At 58.1% G+C, this 14,855-nt stretch carries 18 protein-coding genes and 3 pseudogenes; 10 read left to right on the top strand and 11 right to left on the bottom strand.

Annotation, left to right across the window (positions count from 1 at the left end; all coding sequences use genetic code 11):
- Window positions 1-125: 125 nt before the first annotated feature.
- Window positions 126-575: pseudogene (locus EOA32_RS21280) on the top strand (ATP-binding protein); the annotation flags it as partial.
- A gap of 167 nt (window positions 576-742) precedes the next feature.
- On the opposite strand, the pseudogene EOA32_RS39970 reads toward EOA32_RS21280, so the two are convergent.
- The 4 genes and pseudogenes from EOA32_RS39970 to ehuB form a co-directional block, all read right to left on the bottom strand.
- A pseudogene (locus EOA32_RS39970) lies at window positions 743-1,146 on the bottom strand (tyrosine-type recombinase/integrase).
- Between the two features lie 10 nt (window positions 1,147-1,156).
- A complete protein-coding gene (locus tag EOA32_RS39965; protein WP_245499346.1) occupies window positions 1,157-1,528 on the bottom strand; it encodes a site-specific integrase in 372 nt (123 codons plus the stop codon).
- A gap of 167 nt (window positions 1,529-1,695) precedes the next feature.
- Window positions 1,696-2,520, bottom strand: a complete 825-nt coding sequence (locus EOA32_RS21270; RefSeq protein WP_128372802.1) for an Asp/Glu/hydantoin racemase — start codon at window positions 2,518-2,520, stop codon at window positions 1,696-1,698.
- A 329-nt stretch (window positions 2,521-2,849) separates the two neighbouring features.
- Window positions 2,850-3,671, bottom strand: coding sequence for an ectoine/hydroxyectoine ABC transporter substrate-binding protein EhuB (gene ehuB, locus EOA32_RS21265; RefSeq protein WP_189407289.1), 822 nt, complete (start codon window positions 3,669-3,671; stop codon window positions 2,850-2,852).
- 283 nt (window positions 3,672-3,954) lie between these two features.
- Here ehuB and EOA32_RS21260 point away from each other — a divergent pair, with 283 nt between their 5' ends.
- The 6 genes and pseudogenes from EOA32_RS21260 to EOA32_RS39960 all read left to right on the top strand — a co-directional run.
- Window positions 3,955-5,124 carry a M24 family metallopeptidase gene (locus tag EOA32_RS21260; RefSeq protein ID WP_128372800.1) on the top strand — a complete coding sequence of 390 codons (1,170 nt, stop codon included), beginning with the start codon at window positions 3,955-3,957 and terminating at the stop codon, window positions 5,122-5,124.
- A 203-nt stretch (window positions 5,125-5,327) separates the two neighbouring features.
- Window positions 5,328-5,987, top strand: coding sequence for an amino acid ABC transporter permease (locus EOA32_RS21255; RefSeq protein ID WP_128372799.1), 660 nt, complete (start codon window positions 5,328-5,330; stop codon window positions 5,985-5,987).
- Window positions 5,977-6,639: an amino acid ABC transporter permease gene (locus EOA32_RS21250; protein WP_128372798.1), complete on the top strand. Its 663-nt coding sequence runs from the start codon at window positions 5,977-5,979 to the stop codon at window positions 6,637-6,639. The genes EOA32_RS21255 and EOA32_RS21250 overlap by 11 nt, the downstream gene beginning before the upstream one ends.
- Window positions 6,640-6,660: 21 nt before the next feature.
- A complete protein-coding gene (locus tag EOA32_RS38735; protein ID WP_189407287.1) occupies window positions 6,661-6,819 on the top strand; it encodes a hypothetical protein in 159 nt (52 codons plus the stop codon).
- Window positions 6,750-7,559 carry a GntR family transcriptional regulator gene (locus tag EOA32_RS21245; RefSeq protein ID WP_281015187.1) on the top strand — a complete coding sequence of 270 codons (810 nt, stop codon included), beginning with the start codon at window positions 6,750-6,752 and terminating at the stop codon, window positions 7,557-7,559. The genes EOA32_RS38735 and EOA32_RS21245 overlap by 70 nt, the downstream gene beginning before the upstream one ends.
- A gap of 36 nt (window positions 7,560-7,595) precedes the next feature.
- Window positions 7,596-8,015, top strand: a pseudogene (locus tag EOA32_RS39960) (nitrate ABC transporter substrate-binding protein); the annotation flags it as partial.
- 5 nt (window positions 8,016-8,020) lie between these two features.
- On the opposite strand, the gene EOA32_RS21235 reads toward EOA32_RS39960, so the two are convergent.
- The 4 genes from EOA32_RS21235 to EOA32_RS21220 are packed head-to-tail and all read right to left on the bottom strand — an operon-like array spanning window position 8,021 to window position 11,150.
- Complete coding sequence (locus EOA32_RS21235) at window positions 8,021-9,268, bottom strand: ATP-binding protein (RefSeq protein ID WP_128372797.1); 1,248 nt, start codon at window positions 9,266-9,268, stop codon at window positions 8,021-8,023.
- Window positions 9,265-9,831, bottom strand: a complete 567-nt coding sequence (locus EOA32_RS21230; protein WP_128372796.1) for a hypothetical protein — start codon at window positions 9,829-9,831, stop codon at window positions 9,265-9,267. Before EOA32_RS21230 ends, EOA32_RS21235 begins: the two co-directional genes overlap by 4 nt.
- A complete protein-coding gene (locus tag EOA32_RS21225) occupies window positions 9,812-10,516 on the bottom strand; it encodes an FkbM family methyltransferase (protein ID WP_128372795.1) in 705 nt (234 codons plus the stop codon). The genes EOA32_RS21230 and EOA32_RS21225 overlap by 20 nt, the downstream gene beginning before the upstream one ends.
- Before the next feature lie 4 nt (window positions 10,517-10,520).
- Window positions 10,521-11,150, bottom strand: a complete 630-nt coding sequence (locus tag EOA32_RS21220; protein WP_128372794.1) for a response regulator — start codon at window positions 11,148-11,150, stop codon at window positions 10,521-10,523.
- 144 nt (window positions 11,151-11,294) lie between these two features.
- Between EOA32_RS21220 and EOA32_RS21215 the strand changes: the two genes are divergently transcribed.
- Together EOA32_RS21215 and EOA32_RS38725 are read left to right on the top strand one after the other, a co-directional pair.
- Entirely contained in the window at window positions 11,295-11,582 is a 288-nt protein-coding gene (locus EOA32_RS21215; protein ID WP_128372793.1) for a hypothetical protein, read from the top strand.
- Window positions 11,583-12,367: 785 nt separating this feature from the next.
- Complete coding sequence (locus EOA32_RS38725) at window positions 12,368-12,586, top strand: hypothetical protein (protein WP_189407283.1); 219 nt, start codon at window positions 12,368-12,370, stop codon at window positions 12,584-12,586.
- On the opposite strand, the gene EOA32_RS21205 is transcribed toward EOA32_RS38725, so the two are convergent.
- From EOA32_RS21205 to EOA32_RS21195, 3 genes are read right to left on the bottom strand one after another with little or no spacing between them, the layout of a single operon-like run.
- Window positions 12,575-13,249, bottom strand: a complete 675-nt coding sequence (locus EOA32_RS21205; protein ID WP_128372803.1) for a thermonuclease family protein — start codon at window positions 13,247-13,249, stop codon at window positions 12,575-12,577. The two genes, EOA32_RS38725 and EOA32_RS21205, sit on opposite strands and share 12 nt — an antisense overlap.
- A 2-nt stretch (window positions 13,250-13,251) precedes the next feature.
- Window positions 13,252-13,782, bottom strand: coding sequence for a thermonuclease family protein (locus EOA32_RS21200; protein WP_128372792.1), 531 nt, complete (start codon window positions 13,780-13,782; stop codon window positions 13,252-13,254).
- Window positions 13,779-14,387 carry a hypothetical protein gene (locus EOA32_RS21195; RefSeq protein WP_128372791.1) on the bottom strand — a complete coding sequence of 203 codons (609 nt, stop codon included), beginning with the start codon at window positions 14,385-14,387 and terminating at the stop codon, window positions 13,779-13,781. The genes EOA32_RS21200 and EOA32_RS21195 overlap by 4 nt, the downstream gene beginning before the upstream one ends.
- A gap of 154 nt (window positions 14,388-14,541) precedes the next feature.
- Between EOA32_RS21195 and EOA32_RS39290 the strand changes: the two genes are divergently transcribed.
- Window positions 14,542-14,855, top strand: a 314-nt coding sequence (locus tag EOA32_RS39290) for a hypothetical protein (RefSeq protein ID WP_210214839.1), incomplete at its 3' end; no start/stop codon positions are given.

Genomic DNA, 14,855 nt, shown 5'->3' with positions numbered 1-14,855 from the left:
CACTTCGCCGCGATAGCGCTGTCGGCCGGTAACTACGACAGCTTCACCGCAGCGCGGATGAAAGACATAGCGGACAATCGAACCACGACCGCCCTGGTAGCCGGCAGTATGAAGCTGTTTCGGCCGGAACCGGCAAGTCATGGCTGGCCTGCGCCTTCGGCCGGCAAGCGGCACGGCTCGATCATTCCGTGCTCTATGTGCGCGTGCCGCGCGTGTTCGAGGATTTGGCGCTCGCCCGTCTCGATGGCCGCTTCCCACGCCTGATCGACAAACTCACCCGCGCGCAACTGCTCATCCTCGATGACTTCGGAACCCACTCCCTCACCGACCAACAGCGCTTCCATCTGTTCGAAATCGTCGAGGAACGCTATCGCCGCAAATCCACCCTGATCACCGCCCAGGTCCCGGTGGCCAGATGGCATGACCTGATCGCAGACCCCACCGTCGCCGACGCCATTCTCGACAGGATCGTTCACAACGCCCACCGCATCGTGCTCCAGGGCGACAGCATGCGAAAGCAAAAGGCCGCGCCCCTCTTGACCGGCACCGAAAACGGCGAAATCAATCATCCATGAACGCAACAAGGCACCCGAGGACCGACGCCGCCAAACTGTCCCGACATTAGCGAAACCACTGTCCGGGAATTAGCGGAACCCCTGTCCGGCTTTTGCGAAATGCGCAGCCTCGCCATGGCGGCCGAAGATATCCGCGACCTCCAGTCTCGCCGGCATGGCGGAACCGCTCAGCCCGGCGGCACCACCTCGATGTTCAGCCGGTCGAGCGGGCTCGTCGTGCGCCGGATGAGACCGTTCGAGACCTTGGTGTAGCGCGCCGTGCTCGACAGATTGTTGTGGCCGAGCAGCACCTGAATGATGCGGATGTCGGTGCCGTTCTCCAGAAGATGCGTGGCGAAGCTGTGCCTGAGCGTGTGCACCGTCACCCGCTTGTCGATGCCGGCGGCGGCCCGCGCCGAGCGACAGGCCGAATACAGCACCTGCACGTCGATGGGGCGTTGGCGTCCCGGCCGGGAAACAGCCAGCCCTGCGGCTTCGCCAGACGCCAGTAGACCCGCAGGATGCGCAGAAGCTGCGCCGACAGCATCACGGTGCGGTCCTTGCCGCCCTTGCCATGCTCGACACGGATCACCCCGCGACCGCTATCGATGTCGCCGACCTTTAGGCCGACGGAGGAACCTGACCACCTCGTCGGCGCTCAACACCACTGGCAGCGTGCGTGGCGAGCGGGCGTAGGCAATGCGCTCCGGGATCTCGGCATGGCCCAACGTCACGCCGTAGAAGAACCGCAGTGCGCACACCGTCTGGTTCAGCGCCGGCCAGGAAATCCCCGTTGAGACCAGATGCACCTGGAAGGCACGCACGTCCTCAAGGCCAAGCCGGTCAGGGGAGCGGCCAAAGTAGCGCGAAAACTTCGCCACGGCATGCACGTAGGATCGCTGTGTGGCCGGCGACAGATTGCGGATCGTCATGTCTTCGATCATGCGCCGGCGCAGAGGGCTCATCTCGGCCATCTCGTTACTCCTGTCTCAAGATTGCGCTTCAACAGCAGCAATCCTTCAAAACAGAAGCCTCACACGCAAACCGACCCGCCAAATGCCGCGTCAGCGGCTTCGTTCAATCCTACGATTCTCTCAAGACATGAAACGCTCTAGGTACAGTTCTGGCAGACCGGCGCAGTTCAGTTCGCGTCGAGCGCGAGGCCGATTTCGAACAGCCGCCCCCAGCCCAACACGGAATCGTCGCAGCCAGCAAGACGCAGGGCATGCCAGCACAGCGCCTGATTTGATGTGATTACGTGCTTGCCCGTCTGCTTCTCAATACTGCCGATCACCGAAGCCGCACGCATTTGCGTACAGGCAATTACCACGGTATCGACGTCCGTCCCGTCAATCACGTGCCTCACCGCACGATCGATGCTTGCGGGAGAGATGAAGGGAGCTTCGTCTCCGATGTTGCTGCTGGCGTCGTGGAACGATCCTCCCACGACGACCTCACGTCCGGTTGCTTCAATATTCATAATCATCGTCTCCGCGATATCGCGAGGATAGGGGGAGACATATGCGATACGTTGCGAGCTGAGTGCGCGAAGGGCGGCCACAATGCCGGAGAATGGGTCGGTCACTGACGCATGCGGATAAACATTCCGGATTCGCCGACACAACTCGTCAGGGCCAATGATCATCGCGGCAGAGGTGCATCCAAGGGCGACGACATCCGAAGGGCGCAGGTTATTGATCTGCCGCACCGCTAGGTCGATGTCGTCCGCTTGTTTCCGAAGCAACTTCATGGTGACCGCCTCATTTTTCTGCCGTGCGGCCAGCACACGGCTTTCATAAAGGGCGACACCGGGCAGTTGGAGCATGGCGCGCGCCTCGTGGGACAAAGTCTGGTCATTTGAAATGACCACCATTCCGATATGCGCGCGCGAACCAAAGCCGCTGTCCAGTTCGTAATCTACATCCATAAAGCGGCGTTTGGTCGGGAGCTCGAGCGACTGTTCCATAGATATTGTCCTGAATCGTTATGTAATGGCTGGTACATGTCAGAGCAAACCGGTTGTAATCGGTGGGCCCGAGGCGCGAAAGTAGGCGCCGCTTTGTCCATGCGCGAATACCTCATACCCATCTGGCATCCGGCAATTCAAGTTAATGAGTGGCGACGTTGATCGCACAGCAGCAATACTGCGATGCGCAGGGGAATTCGGTCGCATATCGATCGCGAAACGAAGACAGCTGCTCAGCTATTAGTCGCAGGCCAGAGGCCGACCGACGAGCAATGTTGGCCTGCGCGTTGTTACTCACCGATAGTTGCCCAAGCAAAGGGTCGGTGCAGTTATTTCGTCACCGGCCAGTTCAGACTTGACGAAACCGTAGGAGGCAGCTTCTCCCAGACGGTGCCTTCGGATTTTCGGGCGGCAAGGCTTTCGTTGAATCGGTCACGGAAATCCGCGTCTTCAGGCCGGAAAGCAATGGCCGAATAGCCGAGCGCTTCTTTACCGTTTTCCATGATGCGCCCAGTGAATGGAGCGGCGCGCTCGAGCCCCGTGATTTTTGGGTCCTTCAGGATGCCAAGGGCAGTGCCGCTGGTCATCAAGATCGCATCGACGCGATCCGCCAGAAGCGCTGCGACCAATTCGTTGTAGTCTTGGAAGAGTTGGATCCGCTCCATCGGCACCCCCGAGGCGACCGCGTTTGCGGTCGTGGATGTACCGCGTGCATCACCCACGCGAACCTTGGAGTTTTTCGCTATGTCTGCATAGCTGTGAATCTTCAAAGGGTTTCCCGCTTTCACGATTGTCGCATCGCCAGTGGCCATGAAGGGTTCGGAAAAACTGACTTGTTTGCAGCGCTCCGGAGTGATGATCATGCCGGAAGCTACCGCGTCGATACGGCGTGACATCAGGCTGGGGATTAGCGCGCCGAAGTCCATCACAACGAAGTCTACTTCTTTGACGCCAAGCGGCTCGACAACCGCCTTCAGAACGTCCGGATGAACTCCTGATACGGTCCCGTCCTCGTTTCTGAAGCCCCAAGGCCAACGGTTGTGAATGCCAATTGTCAGTCTGCCTTCCTTCGCGACCGTCTCTGTGAGCGTTTCCGCGTTCGCCACCATGGACAACAGACCCATTGAGATAAGCGCTGCGCTAATGAGCATTTCGGCTCCTCGATTGACGCTTAGTATCCCCATCTGGAGCTGCTTCCTTGAAGAGATTGAACAACGCAACACCTGTATAGCAGGTATACCTTCACGTCAACGTCACGTCGGTTTGCGGGAACCCAATGCAGACGGACCCTGTGCCCGACACCATTCCGCGCATGGGCTGCCATCGGTTGGATCGGACAAAAGTGCGATGCCTTGTGATTTTCATGCGGGTGGGCCTTGACGTGTAATTATACCCGGTATAACAACATGGCTTTCACGCATCAAGGTAGCACACATGTACGACACGCTTCTCGTGCGCGCGGACGAGTACCAGGAACGCACCGACGCCCTCCGCAGGTGCATGGCAGAAAACTCTGTTGATGCGTTCGTGATCTCAGACCAAGACAACTTTGAATATTTCAGCGGCTTCAAGTCCCTGTTCTGGACGTCCAAAGCTCGGCCTTATTTTCTCGTCGTTCTCAAAGACAGTGACACGGCGGTGGTGGTGGCAGCCGCTGCCGAAGCTAAGGCATTCTCTCAAACGTCCGAACTGCCTCCAGGTCTGGGGCACCGGTATTATTTCGGCTTTATTGAGGATGCGGTCGAAAAAGTGATTGAGGTTCTCGGACAGGCCAACCTTCGTAGAATCGCGTTGGATTACGGATTTGAGAGTTTCGGCGTTGGGTCCCTCCGTTTGATAGACAGGTTGAAGACCAAGTTCGCTGCAGTTCAGATCGTTGAAGGTGCAGAATTCATTTGGCCTATCCGAATGATCAAGACGCCAGTGGAAATTGCCCAGAAGCGGCTTACGCTGGAAATCGCGCATGACGCATTCCACCGTTGCCTGAAGAGCTTGACACTGGGGACGACGGAAAAGCAGTTCGCCAAGACATTGACGCTTGATCTGATCGAGCATGGCGCTGAATCGGTTCCATGGCTGCCGGTGCGTTTCGGACGCAAAGACTTCGCATATAGTCTTCCGCCAACCGATCGGGGGCTGGCAAAGGATGATTTCATCTGGGTCGATATCGGTTGCCGTATGTCCGGTTCGATTTCCGACGTGAACCGAATTGCCAAGGCAGGGCGCGTTACCAGCGAAGAGCAAGGCATCTATACGCAGGTCCGAAACATGACGATTGAGACCCTATCTGCAATTAAGCCGGGCATGACTGGTGCCGATGTCTATGCCGCGTTTGAAGCGTTCGCCAAGCAGACTGAGTTGGGGCTGCCGAGCGCAACCGCATCTCGGATTGGCCATGGATCTGGCCGCAACCTGACGGAGCCACCTTCGATCGGAGCCGCCTCGAAGGAGGTGCTTCAGGAGGGAATGATCATTCACGTGGAGCCTAAATATGAATTGGACGGTGGAGTATTCCAGTTGGAGGAGGTCGCCGTAGTGACCAAGGAAGGCGCCGAGCTCATCACTAAGCTTTCCGAGGGAAAATTCCCTGAAGTTCTGGTTTAGTGCCTAAGTACGCCATGCTTTCCCGATAGGGGGCTATGCTTAGGGGCCATTTTATCTCCGTCGCTGCAGTGTTGCGTTCTGAAATGGCCAAGGCTCGCCGTCACGGATCTGCCGGTCGTCGCGAAACTCTGTTTTCATGCGGCGAGCAGTCCGACACCAAATCTTCTCGTCAGGAAGGAAGCAGATAGAAAGAGCGAGGGCGAATGAGCTTCTTCGACATCATGCGAGGGATATTCGAGGGCTTCGACATCACCGCGACCGTGACCATGCTTGGTCTCTGCTATGCGATCCCCTTTGCGCTGATTGCGGGAGTCCTGCAGCATCTTCTGCGAGGTTGGCCGCGTTTCGGCATTACCGCTATCATCGAATTCTGGCGCAGTTCATCCCTCATCGTGCTGCTTTATGCCTTCTACTACTCGTTGCCCGCCTTCGGCATCTACCTGTCTGGAATTGCCGTAGGGGCGCTGGTTCTGGGGCTCAACATCGGCGGATATGGCAGCCAGTCGGTCCGCGCGGCATTACAGGCGCTCGATCGGGGGCCGACGGAGGCAGGGCTGGCTCTCGGCATGAGTCGGTTAGATGTGCTGCGGCTGATCGAATTGCCCCAGGCGGTCGCTGCCATGATGCCGACATTCATTAATCTGGCAATCCAGCTCATCAAGGGCACTGCTCTGCTGTCACTGCTGAGTCTCGCCGACATGACATTTCGCGCGAAGGAAATTTCGCAACTCAGCTACGATCCGGTGCGCATCTATTCTGGATTGCTGTTGGCCTATTTCATTGCATGCTACCCCGTGACTATTCTCGGCCGTTATCTGGAGAAAACGCTGGGTAAGGGGCGGAGGCTTATCAATGAGCTTTGACCTAGGTTTTGCTGTCGACATCATTCCGCTCATACTGAAGGGAATCAGCAATACGATTCTTGTGGCAATACTGAGCTTCATCGGCGCATCGCTTATGGGGTTCATCTTAGAAATGCTTCGCAGGTCGCACTGGATAATCCGCCCTTTGGCCCAGCTGCTGATTGACGCCATCCGCTCCACACCTATTATGGTCCAGCTCTATTTCATCTACTTTGTTCTGCCCTCTTACGGAATTACCCTTCCTGCTTTCGTCACCGGCGTTCTGGGGCTGAGCGTCTACTACTCCGGGTATCTGTCGGAGGTGTACAAGGCGGGGATCAACGCCATCCCGGCGGGGCAGAGCGAAGCCGCTTTCAGTCTCGGGCTGAGCTGGCTCGACGCACTGATTTTCGTCATCGCCCCGCAAATGCTGCGAAATGTAGCGGCACCCTTAGGCGCATACTCCGTGTCGATTCTCAAGGCGACCCCATACCTTGCGGTCATCTCTGTCCCTGAGATGCTGGGAAGCGCATTCGATGTGTCTTCGGCAACTTATCGCTACGCCGAGCCAATGGCTGTCGCCGGCTTGCTGTTCCTCGCTCTGGCACTGATCGCCGTCGCGCTGGTCAGCCAGTTGGAATGTCGCCTCGGGTTGACGGCGCACACCCCATGAAAAAGGATGACAAGGTGCATCATGATCGCGATCAATCGTCAAGATATGCTGGGTGTAGCGGCGAGGCAGCGCAAGCGGAACGTGGCCATTCGGATTGAGAACATATCCAAATGGTACGGAGATTTCCAGGTTTTGACCGACGTCTATCTCAAGGTGGCGATGGCGAGGGGATCTCTGTGAGCATTTCTCAGTTGCAAAGCGCGCCATCGCTTCACGAAGCGGTCCGAGCAGAACTTCTGGAGCGGATAATGGGCGGAATTTATCAGCCCGGTGCGCTCATCCCGTCCACGGCAATGTTGAGCGAAGAATTCGGGGTCAGCGCCATTACGGTAAAAAGGGCACTCCGTGATCTGCAGTCCTTAGGCATGCTGACGTCTATTGCCGGGAAGGGGACCTTCGTAAAGGACAACAAGCGCTTTCTTCTCGAGTTGGATGCTTCGATGTCCTGGCTGATGAATGCCAACCTGCGGCTCCTGTCGATCGCCCGGGAGAAGATTGCGGAACCGGCGATGCAAACATTCGAGCCGCCGGAAGCGGCGATGCTCTGTGTTCGCAAGATGGTCTTCTCAGGTGATAATTCTCCGATCATGTATGACGCCACTTATCTTTCGTCAGATGTCGATGGAGATATTGTTGATGAGTTCGGGGCAGGATTTGTAACAAGCGTGCTTAGTCGGCACGACATTAATATTACAAATATTAGAATACTGATAGACGCAGCACCGGCCTTAGGGCAGGCGAGCGAAGTCTTTGCCATTCCTAGCGGATATCCCATGCTTCGTCGACTTTACTACATCACGACAAATAGGCCGGGAATGACAATTTATGGTATTACGGAATCGCCTTTCGATAAGTTGGCGTGTATGTTTGATGTTCCCTCCGTGCCGCGAACCGCGCAACTGTCCGAGTTTGTCAAGTGAACGCCGAGACGCTGAGCTTAAGGAAAAAGATCGCGTTATGACGGATCGCAGGCAAAGACGCCCACTTTCAATGGAGCCCTGGTCGATGCCAACTATGCTGCAAAATATCCGGAGAGCCTATCTTCGCGCCTCAATCGAGGCCGATCGGCTCATCACCAAAGAGCGGGAGAAATACAGTGAGCTGAATGAACCGCTCGCGCTTCAGACCCGTGACCTCACATGGAAGCCGGAATGCCGCCAGGCTATCGCCACTGCGATCGACACCTTGAGGCTCCTCAAAAAAAACCGACCAGTCGCTCGACGTCAACAACTTTGTCGATGACCGGTTCATAAAAAGCCGCGTTCAACGCGTCTGGGCTCGACTATGATGCCTCGGTCAAGAACTATGCCCAGCTGCCTTTGAAAGCTAAGGATGCTGCCACCGGCGAAGTAATCAGCGATCCCAAGCGCGTTGCCGATCATTATGCACCGATTGGGATGCGGACCTTGACGACAGTGCCCGCTCCGGGTTTGCTATCGATGAAAAGCCTCCCATTGAGTGTGGCGACCATCTGGGAACAGCCGGTGAGACCGAGGCCGACGTGATTCCCGGCCCGGGTCGAAAAGAAGGGCGTCTTTGCTTTGCGCAGGACTTCTGGCGTCATGCCGACACCGTTGTCTGCGACCTCCAGCAACAGAACGTTGCGGCGAAAAACAGGCCGGTGCACGACCGATGCCTTTACGACAACGCTCGGCCCGTCGGTGTTTTCGACGGCCGTGAGCGCGTTCTGCACAAGCTCGCTCAGTACCAGTTGAAACTGGGTTGCCGGCACGGTTTGTGTTCCCGCCTCGGAATCGACTGACAGCTGCACGATGCCGTCCCGATCTTTGAGGTCCAGCAACAGCTTGGCGAGCGGGAGGACATGCGAATCTCGTTCCGAAAAGGCGATCTTGAGCAACCCGTCATTGATGGATTCGAGCTCATTCGCAGCACTGCGGGCAGCCTTCAACATCTCTTCTCTCGGAGGTTGCTCCGAACCAGTGCCCTCCAGAAACAGTCGCAAAGCGGTGACGCGTGAGCGCGTCATATGCGCGAACAGCGAGGCGAATGAGCGCATGTGTCGATCGCGACGGCTGACGTAAGCGTGACGCTGATGGGTTATGAGATAGAAGATTGCGACCAGTCCCAGGGCAATCGCGAACATAAACCAGTTGCGGGATGCGGCTATATCGATTTGAGCAGTTTCCTGGAGCGTCGTGCTGTGATCAACGGTGGCGCTAGAGATCTCGTACATGTCCTGCTCGAGATTGGTCATGTGGTCGAGGGCATCCGCATAATTGGAACCAGCTTCGACAACCGGCGCGACGTTTTGCTCGACTGTCCGACGCACGTTTTCCAGGAGTTCGATGTCTTTCTGCGGGAAGAAATGCTGCAGGTACGGCAGCGCCACAAGCTGAGCGATGTTGACGCTCACAAGAGCCATTTGCCGATTGATGTCAGGATCGAGCTTGCCGGCTTCGTCGGCGAGACGGATATAGCCATGGACCCTGACAAGCCGCTCGCGCACCTGGGTCGCACGCCATTGAATCTCGTAGGTCTGGTTGAGGATCTCGTCCGTCTCTTGCCTGTAGCGGTCCGATCGGACGAACGCCCAAGTGCTGAGGAGGAGGGCGAGCGCCAGCCCAAGATAAGGCAAGGCAGCAAAAAAGCGGCTGGTGCCGAATCTCATTGGTCCGCGCGCAGCACAACCGGGAAGAAGACCCAGATAGCATTACGGGCTGGGACATAGGAGGCGGGCAGGCGATCGAAGGGCCAGACCATGAAGATCGGACCTTTCTCGTTCATGGTGATGGGGCGGAACTGCTGATCGCCTTTGCATCGTCCTTGGCTGCGGTCATCCTTTGTACATTGGCGCTCGACCGCCAGGATAGGCGCATATGACTGGATCTCGTCCATGCGGAGTTCAGACACGAAGTCGTCGTAGGCGACCACCTTGACTTTAGCGACGTTGGCGAGCCCGGTTTTCGCCCATATGTCCTTCAGCAGGGGCCCCCGGTAGACGATCTTCTCGTCCTCTTTCGTCCAGGGCGTGCGCGTATCGTAGGTCTGTTGCGGAAATTCGGTCTTCAACTGCTCGACGGTAAGGGTTTGGATGGCCTTGCCCGATGCATCTTCGAGCGTGAGCGTATCGGGATCCGTGAGGGCGCCCTTGCCGGCGGTTGGCCCGGCAACAGCCATGGCGATTGCGAAGGCAAGACAAGAAGCAAGAGTATCACGCTGCATCTGGTTCAACCTCTTCATATTCGCGTGGGCCGTCGTCCTTGGCGAAAAGGACGCACGGACCGCGGGAGCCGCGGGGATCATAGGCGTAGCCTTTTAACGCCAGTGCCTGGGTGATAGCGCGGATTCCGTCCAGTCCATACAAGTGATCATGCAATTCCAGGAAGACACGCTCGATGCCCGGGAGCTTGGCGTGCTGCAGGAGTTCCCTTTCGGCGCCTTCTATGTCCATAACAAGGACGTTGGCGCCGTGCTGGACGATGAAGTCGTCGGCGTCAGTCGAGACAATCGTCATTTCGCGCTCGTAAGGCCCCTGGTCTTTGTCCATCGAGGACATCCAGAGATCGTTGCGCACATAAAAGGTGAACGGGCGTGGCGGGCCAGCTGCGAGAATGCCTTTCAAGAGGACCACGTTGTCCAAATTGTTGGCGTCAACGACGCGCTTGGCAAGGGCGACCGACGCCGGATTTGCTTCGAAGGCCCACACCTGAACGTCCGGGATCTGAGCGATAAGCGAGGTAATGATGCCTATGCCTGAGCCGAGTTCCAGAACCCGATCACCGGGCTTCACGGCCTTCGATATCCACTTGGCTTCCTTGGCTTCATAGGTTTCATTATCGAGGGCCTGCCAGATGACAGGCGAGACGTCGTCGGGGCGCAGGGGGACCTTGATCCCATGGACGGTCATCAATGACATCTGGTTATAGGCCCTGCGGTAGCCTGTGGCCGTTCTTCATTAATTTTGCCCGCGCCTGTTTGTAGTATTTTTCCGCCGAGCTGGGATCGATGCCCAGGCGACCTGCCATCACCTGGTAAAACTGCGTACGCGTCATGCCTGGCTCGCGACGGGTCATCATGTCGATAATCTCCTGTTCTCTTGGCGTCAGGACGGAATAGCGAACGTCGGGCATGGTCATCGCCACACGCGAAAGCCGAACTGCAAATCCGTTGGTGGAAATGTCGTCGAGCACGTCATTGAACACGCCGGGCTCCAGCCCGGTCTTACCGAGATAGCCGGCCGCGCCTATTTGCCGAAAAATTTCGGCCTCAGAATGGTTGTCTGAGCCTGTTACGACGATGTGGATCGCGCTTGGCGAGGCTTCGATGATTGTGCCGACGACGGCCACGCGATCAGCGTCCAGCGTCGGGTCGAAGCCGGGAAGTCCCGGATCAATGACGACCAGATCGAACTCAGCGCTCCGAAGCTCGCGCGCAGCGATTTCCAACGTCTCGGCGCCAAGGACGACACAATTTCCGAGACTCGCCCGAATCTGGTCCATAAGCGCCAGCCGCATCAGATTCTGATCTTCGACAACGAGCGCACGAAACACTGGCAGCAGGTCCTCACCGATCGATTGACAGGCAGGTTTTCATCTTTCGCGACGGAAAAATAGGGATGCCATCATCCCTTTTTTCTCCGGCGGGACCGGGACAGTCTTGTTATGCGGGAGGAGCCGAACCACTCGGAGCAGTCGATGCCGATCCAACTTGTGTGCAGCAGCAAGGGCAAGGCACGAGAGGGGGACGCAGTCGTGGATCTGATCGCGGCGCACCGCCGCGCCATTTCAGAGCTGGAGTGTCTCGGCAAACGTTTGATGCACGCCGAAGAGGCCGAGGCGCAGCTGATCGGGCCACGGCTTGACGCCATTTTGGCGAACGAAACGGTTATTCGACGGCAGGCACCGATGGCGCCGGTGGCCGATGTTGGCGAGCTCAAAATGAAGGCCGCATATTTCGCGCGGCTCATCTTCCTTCGGACATAGCTGGCAAGAGGATGGCGGCCCTTGAGAATAAGGGGATACAGCCTGACTAGATCAGCGGGGAATGTGATTTCGTCGCCATGACGCGCACAAGAAACTTCCACTGGCTACGCATGGTAAGTGACCGCGGACGCGCCCCCTCGAGGGCGATTGCGGAGCTCGACCGGATAGGCGCTGCCAATCGGAGACTTCAGCGAATCTTGCGCTTGCGCTGGCAACCGATCAGATTGCCGCTGACTTGGATTATCAGGCGAGATATGCGACGGGCGGTTGCCAAGTTGATTGCAGCTGAGCCCACGAATGCGCCGGACGCTTGCGATAAGATACTTGGTGTCGCGGCCGTCATGATCGCCACCGGCACCGACATCGGCGACGGACAACAAGCCCGGCTTCTTGCGTCCACGGCACGCTTCCGGGACGAAGTCGCGGAACTGCTTTGCTCGAAGCAACCGAAACCGAAATCCGCAACCAGGTTCGCCAGGCGGATCAGGCGCTAACGCCGCAGATTGAACCAGTGCCGGGACACAGACCCGTCTTTGGCAGAAATATCGAAGTAATACGGATCCCCGCGCGACGGACGAGGCATCGAAATCGTATCACTGCATCCTTCGCGACGGCTGCATGTATTGCGACCCTTCTGGACACACAGACTCGGTTCGCTGCGCGTGCCGTGACCGACCTCGGAATATCCGACGCTCCAGCCGGCCGGACAATCGGCGTATTTTTCGTAGCCGGGCGAGCCGGTGCCTGCTTCGGGGCAGGTGGGCCACGAGAAACCCCAGCTGCTCATGGCCGAGATCAATCGATCCATGGGCGGGTGGCAGGCGGGCAAGCCATGCCAGGATGGGTTTGATGACGACGCGCACAAAAGCACTTCGCAACCCCACTCGCTGGCCTGCGTGTCAACAACTGCGGCTGCTAGCGAAGTCAAGGCGCTCGACGCGAGGACAATAGTGGACCTGAGCCGCATGGTCATTTCTCCTGAGCATCCAAATTCAGCGATCTGATCGGCGCGGCCGTTTGCGCGCGTCGGCGAATGGCGGAGAGATTTCTCGCGCTCGCTCAGCCAGTAGATTGAAGTCGGCGACCGGTTGTCTCTGCAGCGTTCGATCGACAGCCCTTCCGCGCCACTCGTCCATGTCGAGCACGTAGGTGGCCCACATCCCGTATCGGGCCGTCATGGCGTGGCGTTGCCACGCGTCGTACCCGGGAAGGGCAGGGGAGGTGACCAGCGCCCAGCCGACCCGCAGCATCTCGACAGCGAGGTCGCGTCCCCTCGTGGAACAGGCAGCAACATAGGCGCCGTCTGAATTAAACGCGGTCGCCCAACACGTCACGAGATCGTCGCCGACCACCCTCTTGAGCCAGGCCTTGGCAAGGGGGCCGCACGGCATGGGTTTCAGCACAGTGTTCTTGCCGTATCGGGTTGGGTCGAAGGCCCATTGGGGCAGTTCGCACACGTCGATGCCGGCAAGACGGACTTTCTCGGCCGATCGCGGAAACCAGAGTGTCCGTCCATCGATGATCGCTACCCGGCCGGTGATTGCTTTAGAGACCGCTTCACTGGGCAGCGAGGACGGCGTAGCCCGCAGCCCGATGGCGTCGGCCGGCCAGCTAGGGGAGGCGGCAACCGACAGCGCCAGAAGAGCAGCAAAACAGGTCGCTCGCATTCTCATTGGATCGTCGGCCTCCGTGCCGCGGCACGACCGAGCAGGATCGCCGGATGCTGCACGTCCTTGAACTGCCACAGGCCAGCGTGCTTTTCGCGCGCAACCTGTTCAGCTACGGCATATGCGGGCGAGTAAGGAAGGCCGTCCGCCTGCAGGGCGGCGAAGGCATAGCCAGACGTGATCATCAGATTGCCAAGATCCAACTGATCGTCGCCGACTGTCGCATAGCAAACGACATGAGTAACTTTGGCAATCGTCGCTATCGGCGAGCAGACCGGCTTGGTGTCAGCAATGAATGCCGCAATGACAGAAAGGGAGGCTTCGCCGCAATCCTCTCTGCGGCCGGAGTTATCCGCATAGTACGTGCCGCGCAGGCAAGCCTGCACGCCGTAGAGGTGATACCTCGCACCGGCGTCTGTCCAGCTGTCGCCGCTCTCGAGCGCCACGCCGAGTCGGAGGTTGAAATAGCCTGCGGGGGCGGCGGCCACAGACCCCGAAATCACGGCGGCCAAGACGACAGCGAGCGATCTCATTCCATCTTGATCCGGGGATCTGCCCACATGCCATATCCGCCACCCCGGCCAGTCTTTTCTGCCTTCTCAAGATCGGGCCGTGCGAGGCCTCCGCCCGGCTTCTTGGCAAGTCGATGCGTGCCGAGCGATACCAATTGCTCCTCGAACATGTCGACCGTGTCGAGACTGCCGGGGTAGTTGTAGTAGCCGTAACAGGTCGCGTCCTGGATAGGCGCGTTGGCTTCGCTGACGAAGGCGCGGCAATAAATCACCTTTGGCGACTTCAACAGTGTCTTGAGCCCTTGCTCGGCATAGTCGGCGCAGCTGCCGGCGAAGTCCTCGCGACGGTTCACCATGTCGCCCTCGCAGGGCTCGATACCGAAGAGGTGGACGGTGACCTTGTCGTCGACCGCGAAATCGGTCGGCGAAACCGTTTTGAAGCCCCCCGCCGAGGCGAAGCCCTTGCGGTCCGTGACGTCACCCTTGCCGTCGTAATATTCGATGACCAGCACGGTTTTCCCGGGTGCGGCGAGCGAACGGATATAGGCCTGGTCGACGGGACCCGCGGCAAGCGCTGGCATGGCCATCAACAGGGGCAGACCAAGGCTGCTGAGGCAACGTTTCATTGGGGCCGTTTTCCTCGGTTGCGGGCGGCGGGGCGAATTGCAATGTGCTCTTTTCGCATTCTCGACGCAAGAAAAAATCATAGGCAAATTGACATTCTTTTTTATCTGACATACCGATTCCTGCATTCGACGTTCGCGCCTCGGATGATCTGGAATGGCCTTGTCACGTTTTCACTCGCAAGTTTTGCACTACGTCGCGCCAGTCCTGCTCGCGGCCACAGGAATGCATTCCGCCGGCTCGGCACTCTCGGCAGAACAAAGGCGTGAGACTGCGCAATCCGCCGTCAGTTCCACTCAAACTGCGGGTCCAGAGACCGATTCCGACGCAGTGGACAGCGTCTTTCGCAATCGTTGGCTCGATGGTGCCCGGCAATACGTTGTTTCCGCAGACGGCAAGCTTCAAACGGCGGATGGTCCACTTGGCGACGTCGATGCGAAAAGAGCAAGCACCATCGAGTCTGCCAATGA

The sequence above is a fragment of the Mesorhizobium sp. M1A.F.Ca.ET.072.01.1.1 genome, assembly GCF_004023325.1.
Taxonomy (GTDB): Bacteria; Pseudomonadota; Alphaproteobacteria; order Rhizobiales; family Rhizobiaceae; genus Mesorhizobium.
This window is presented reverse-complemented; position numbering and strand designations above follow the sequence as displayed.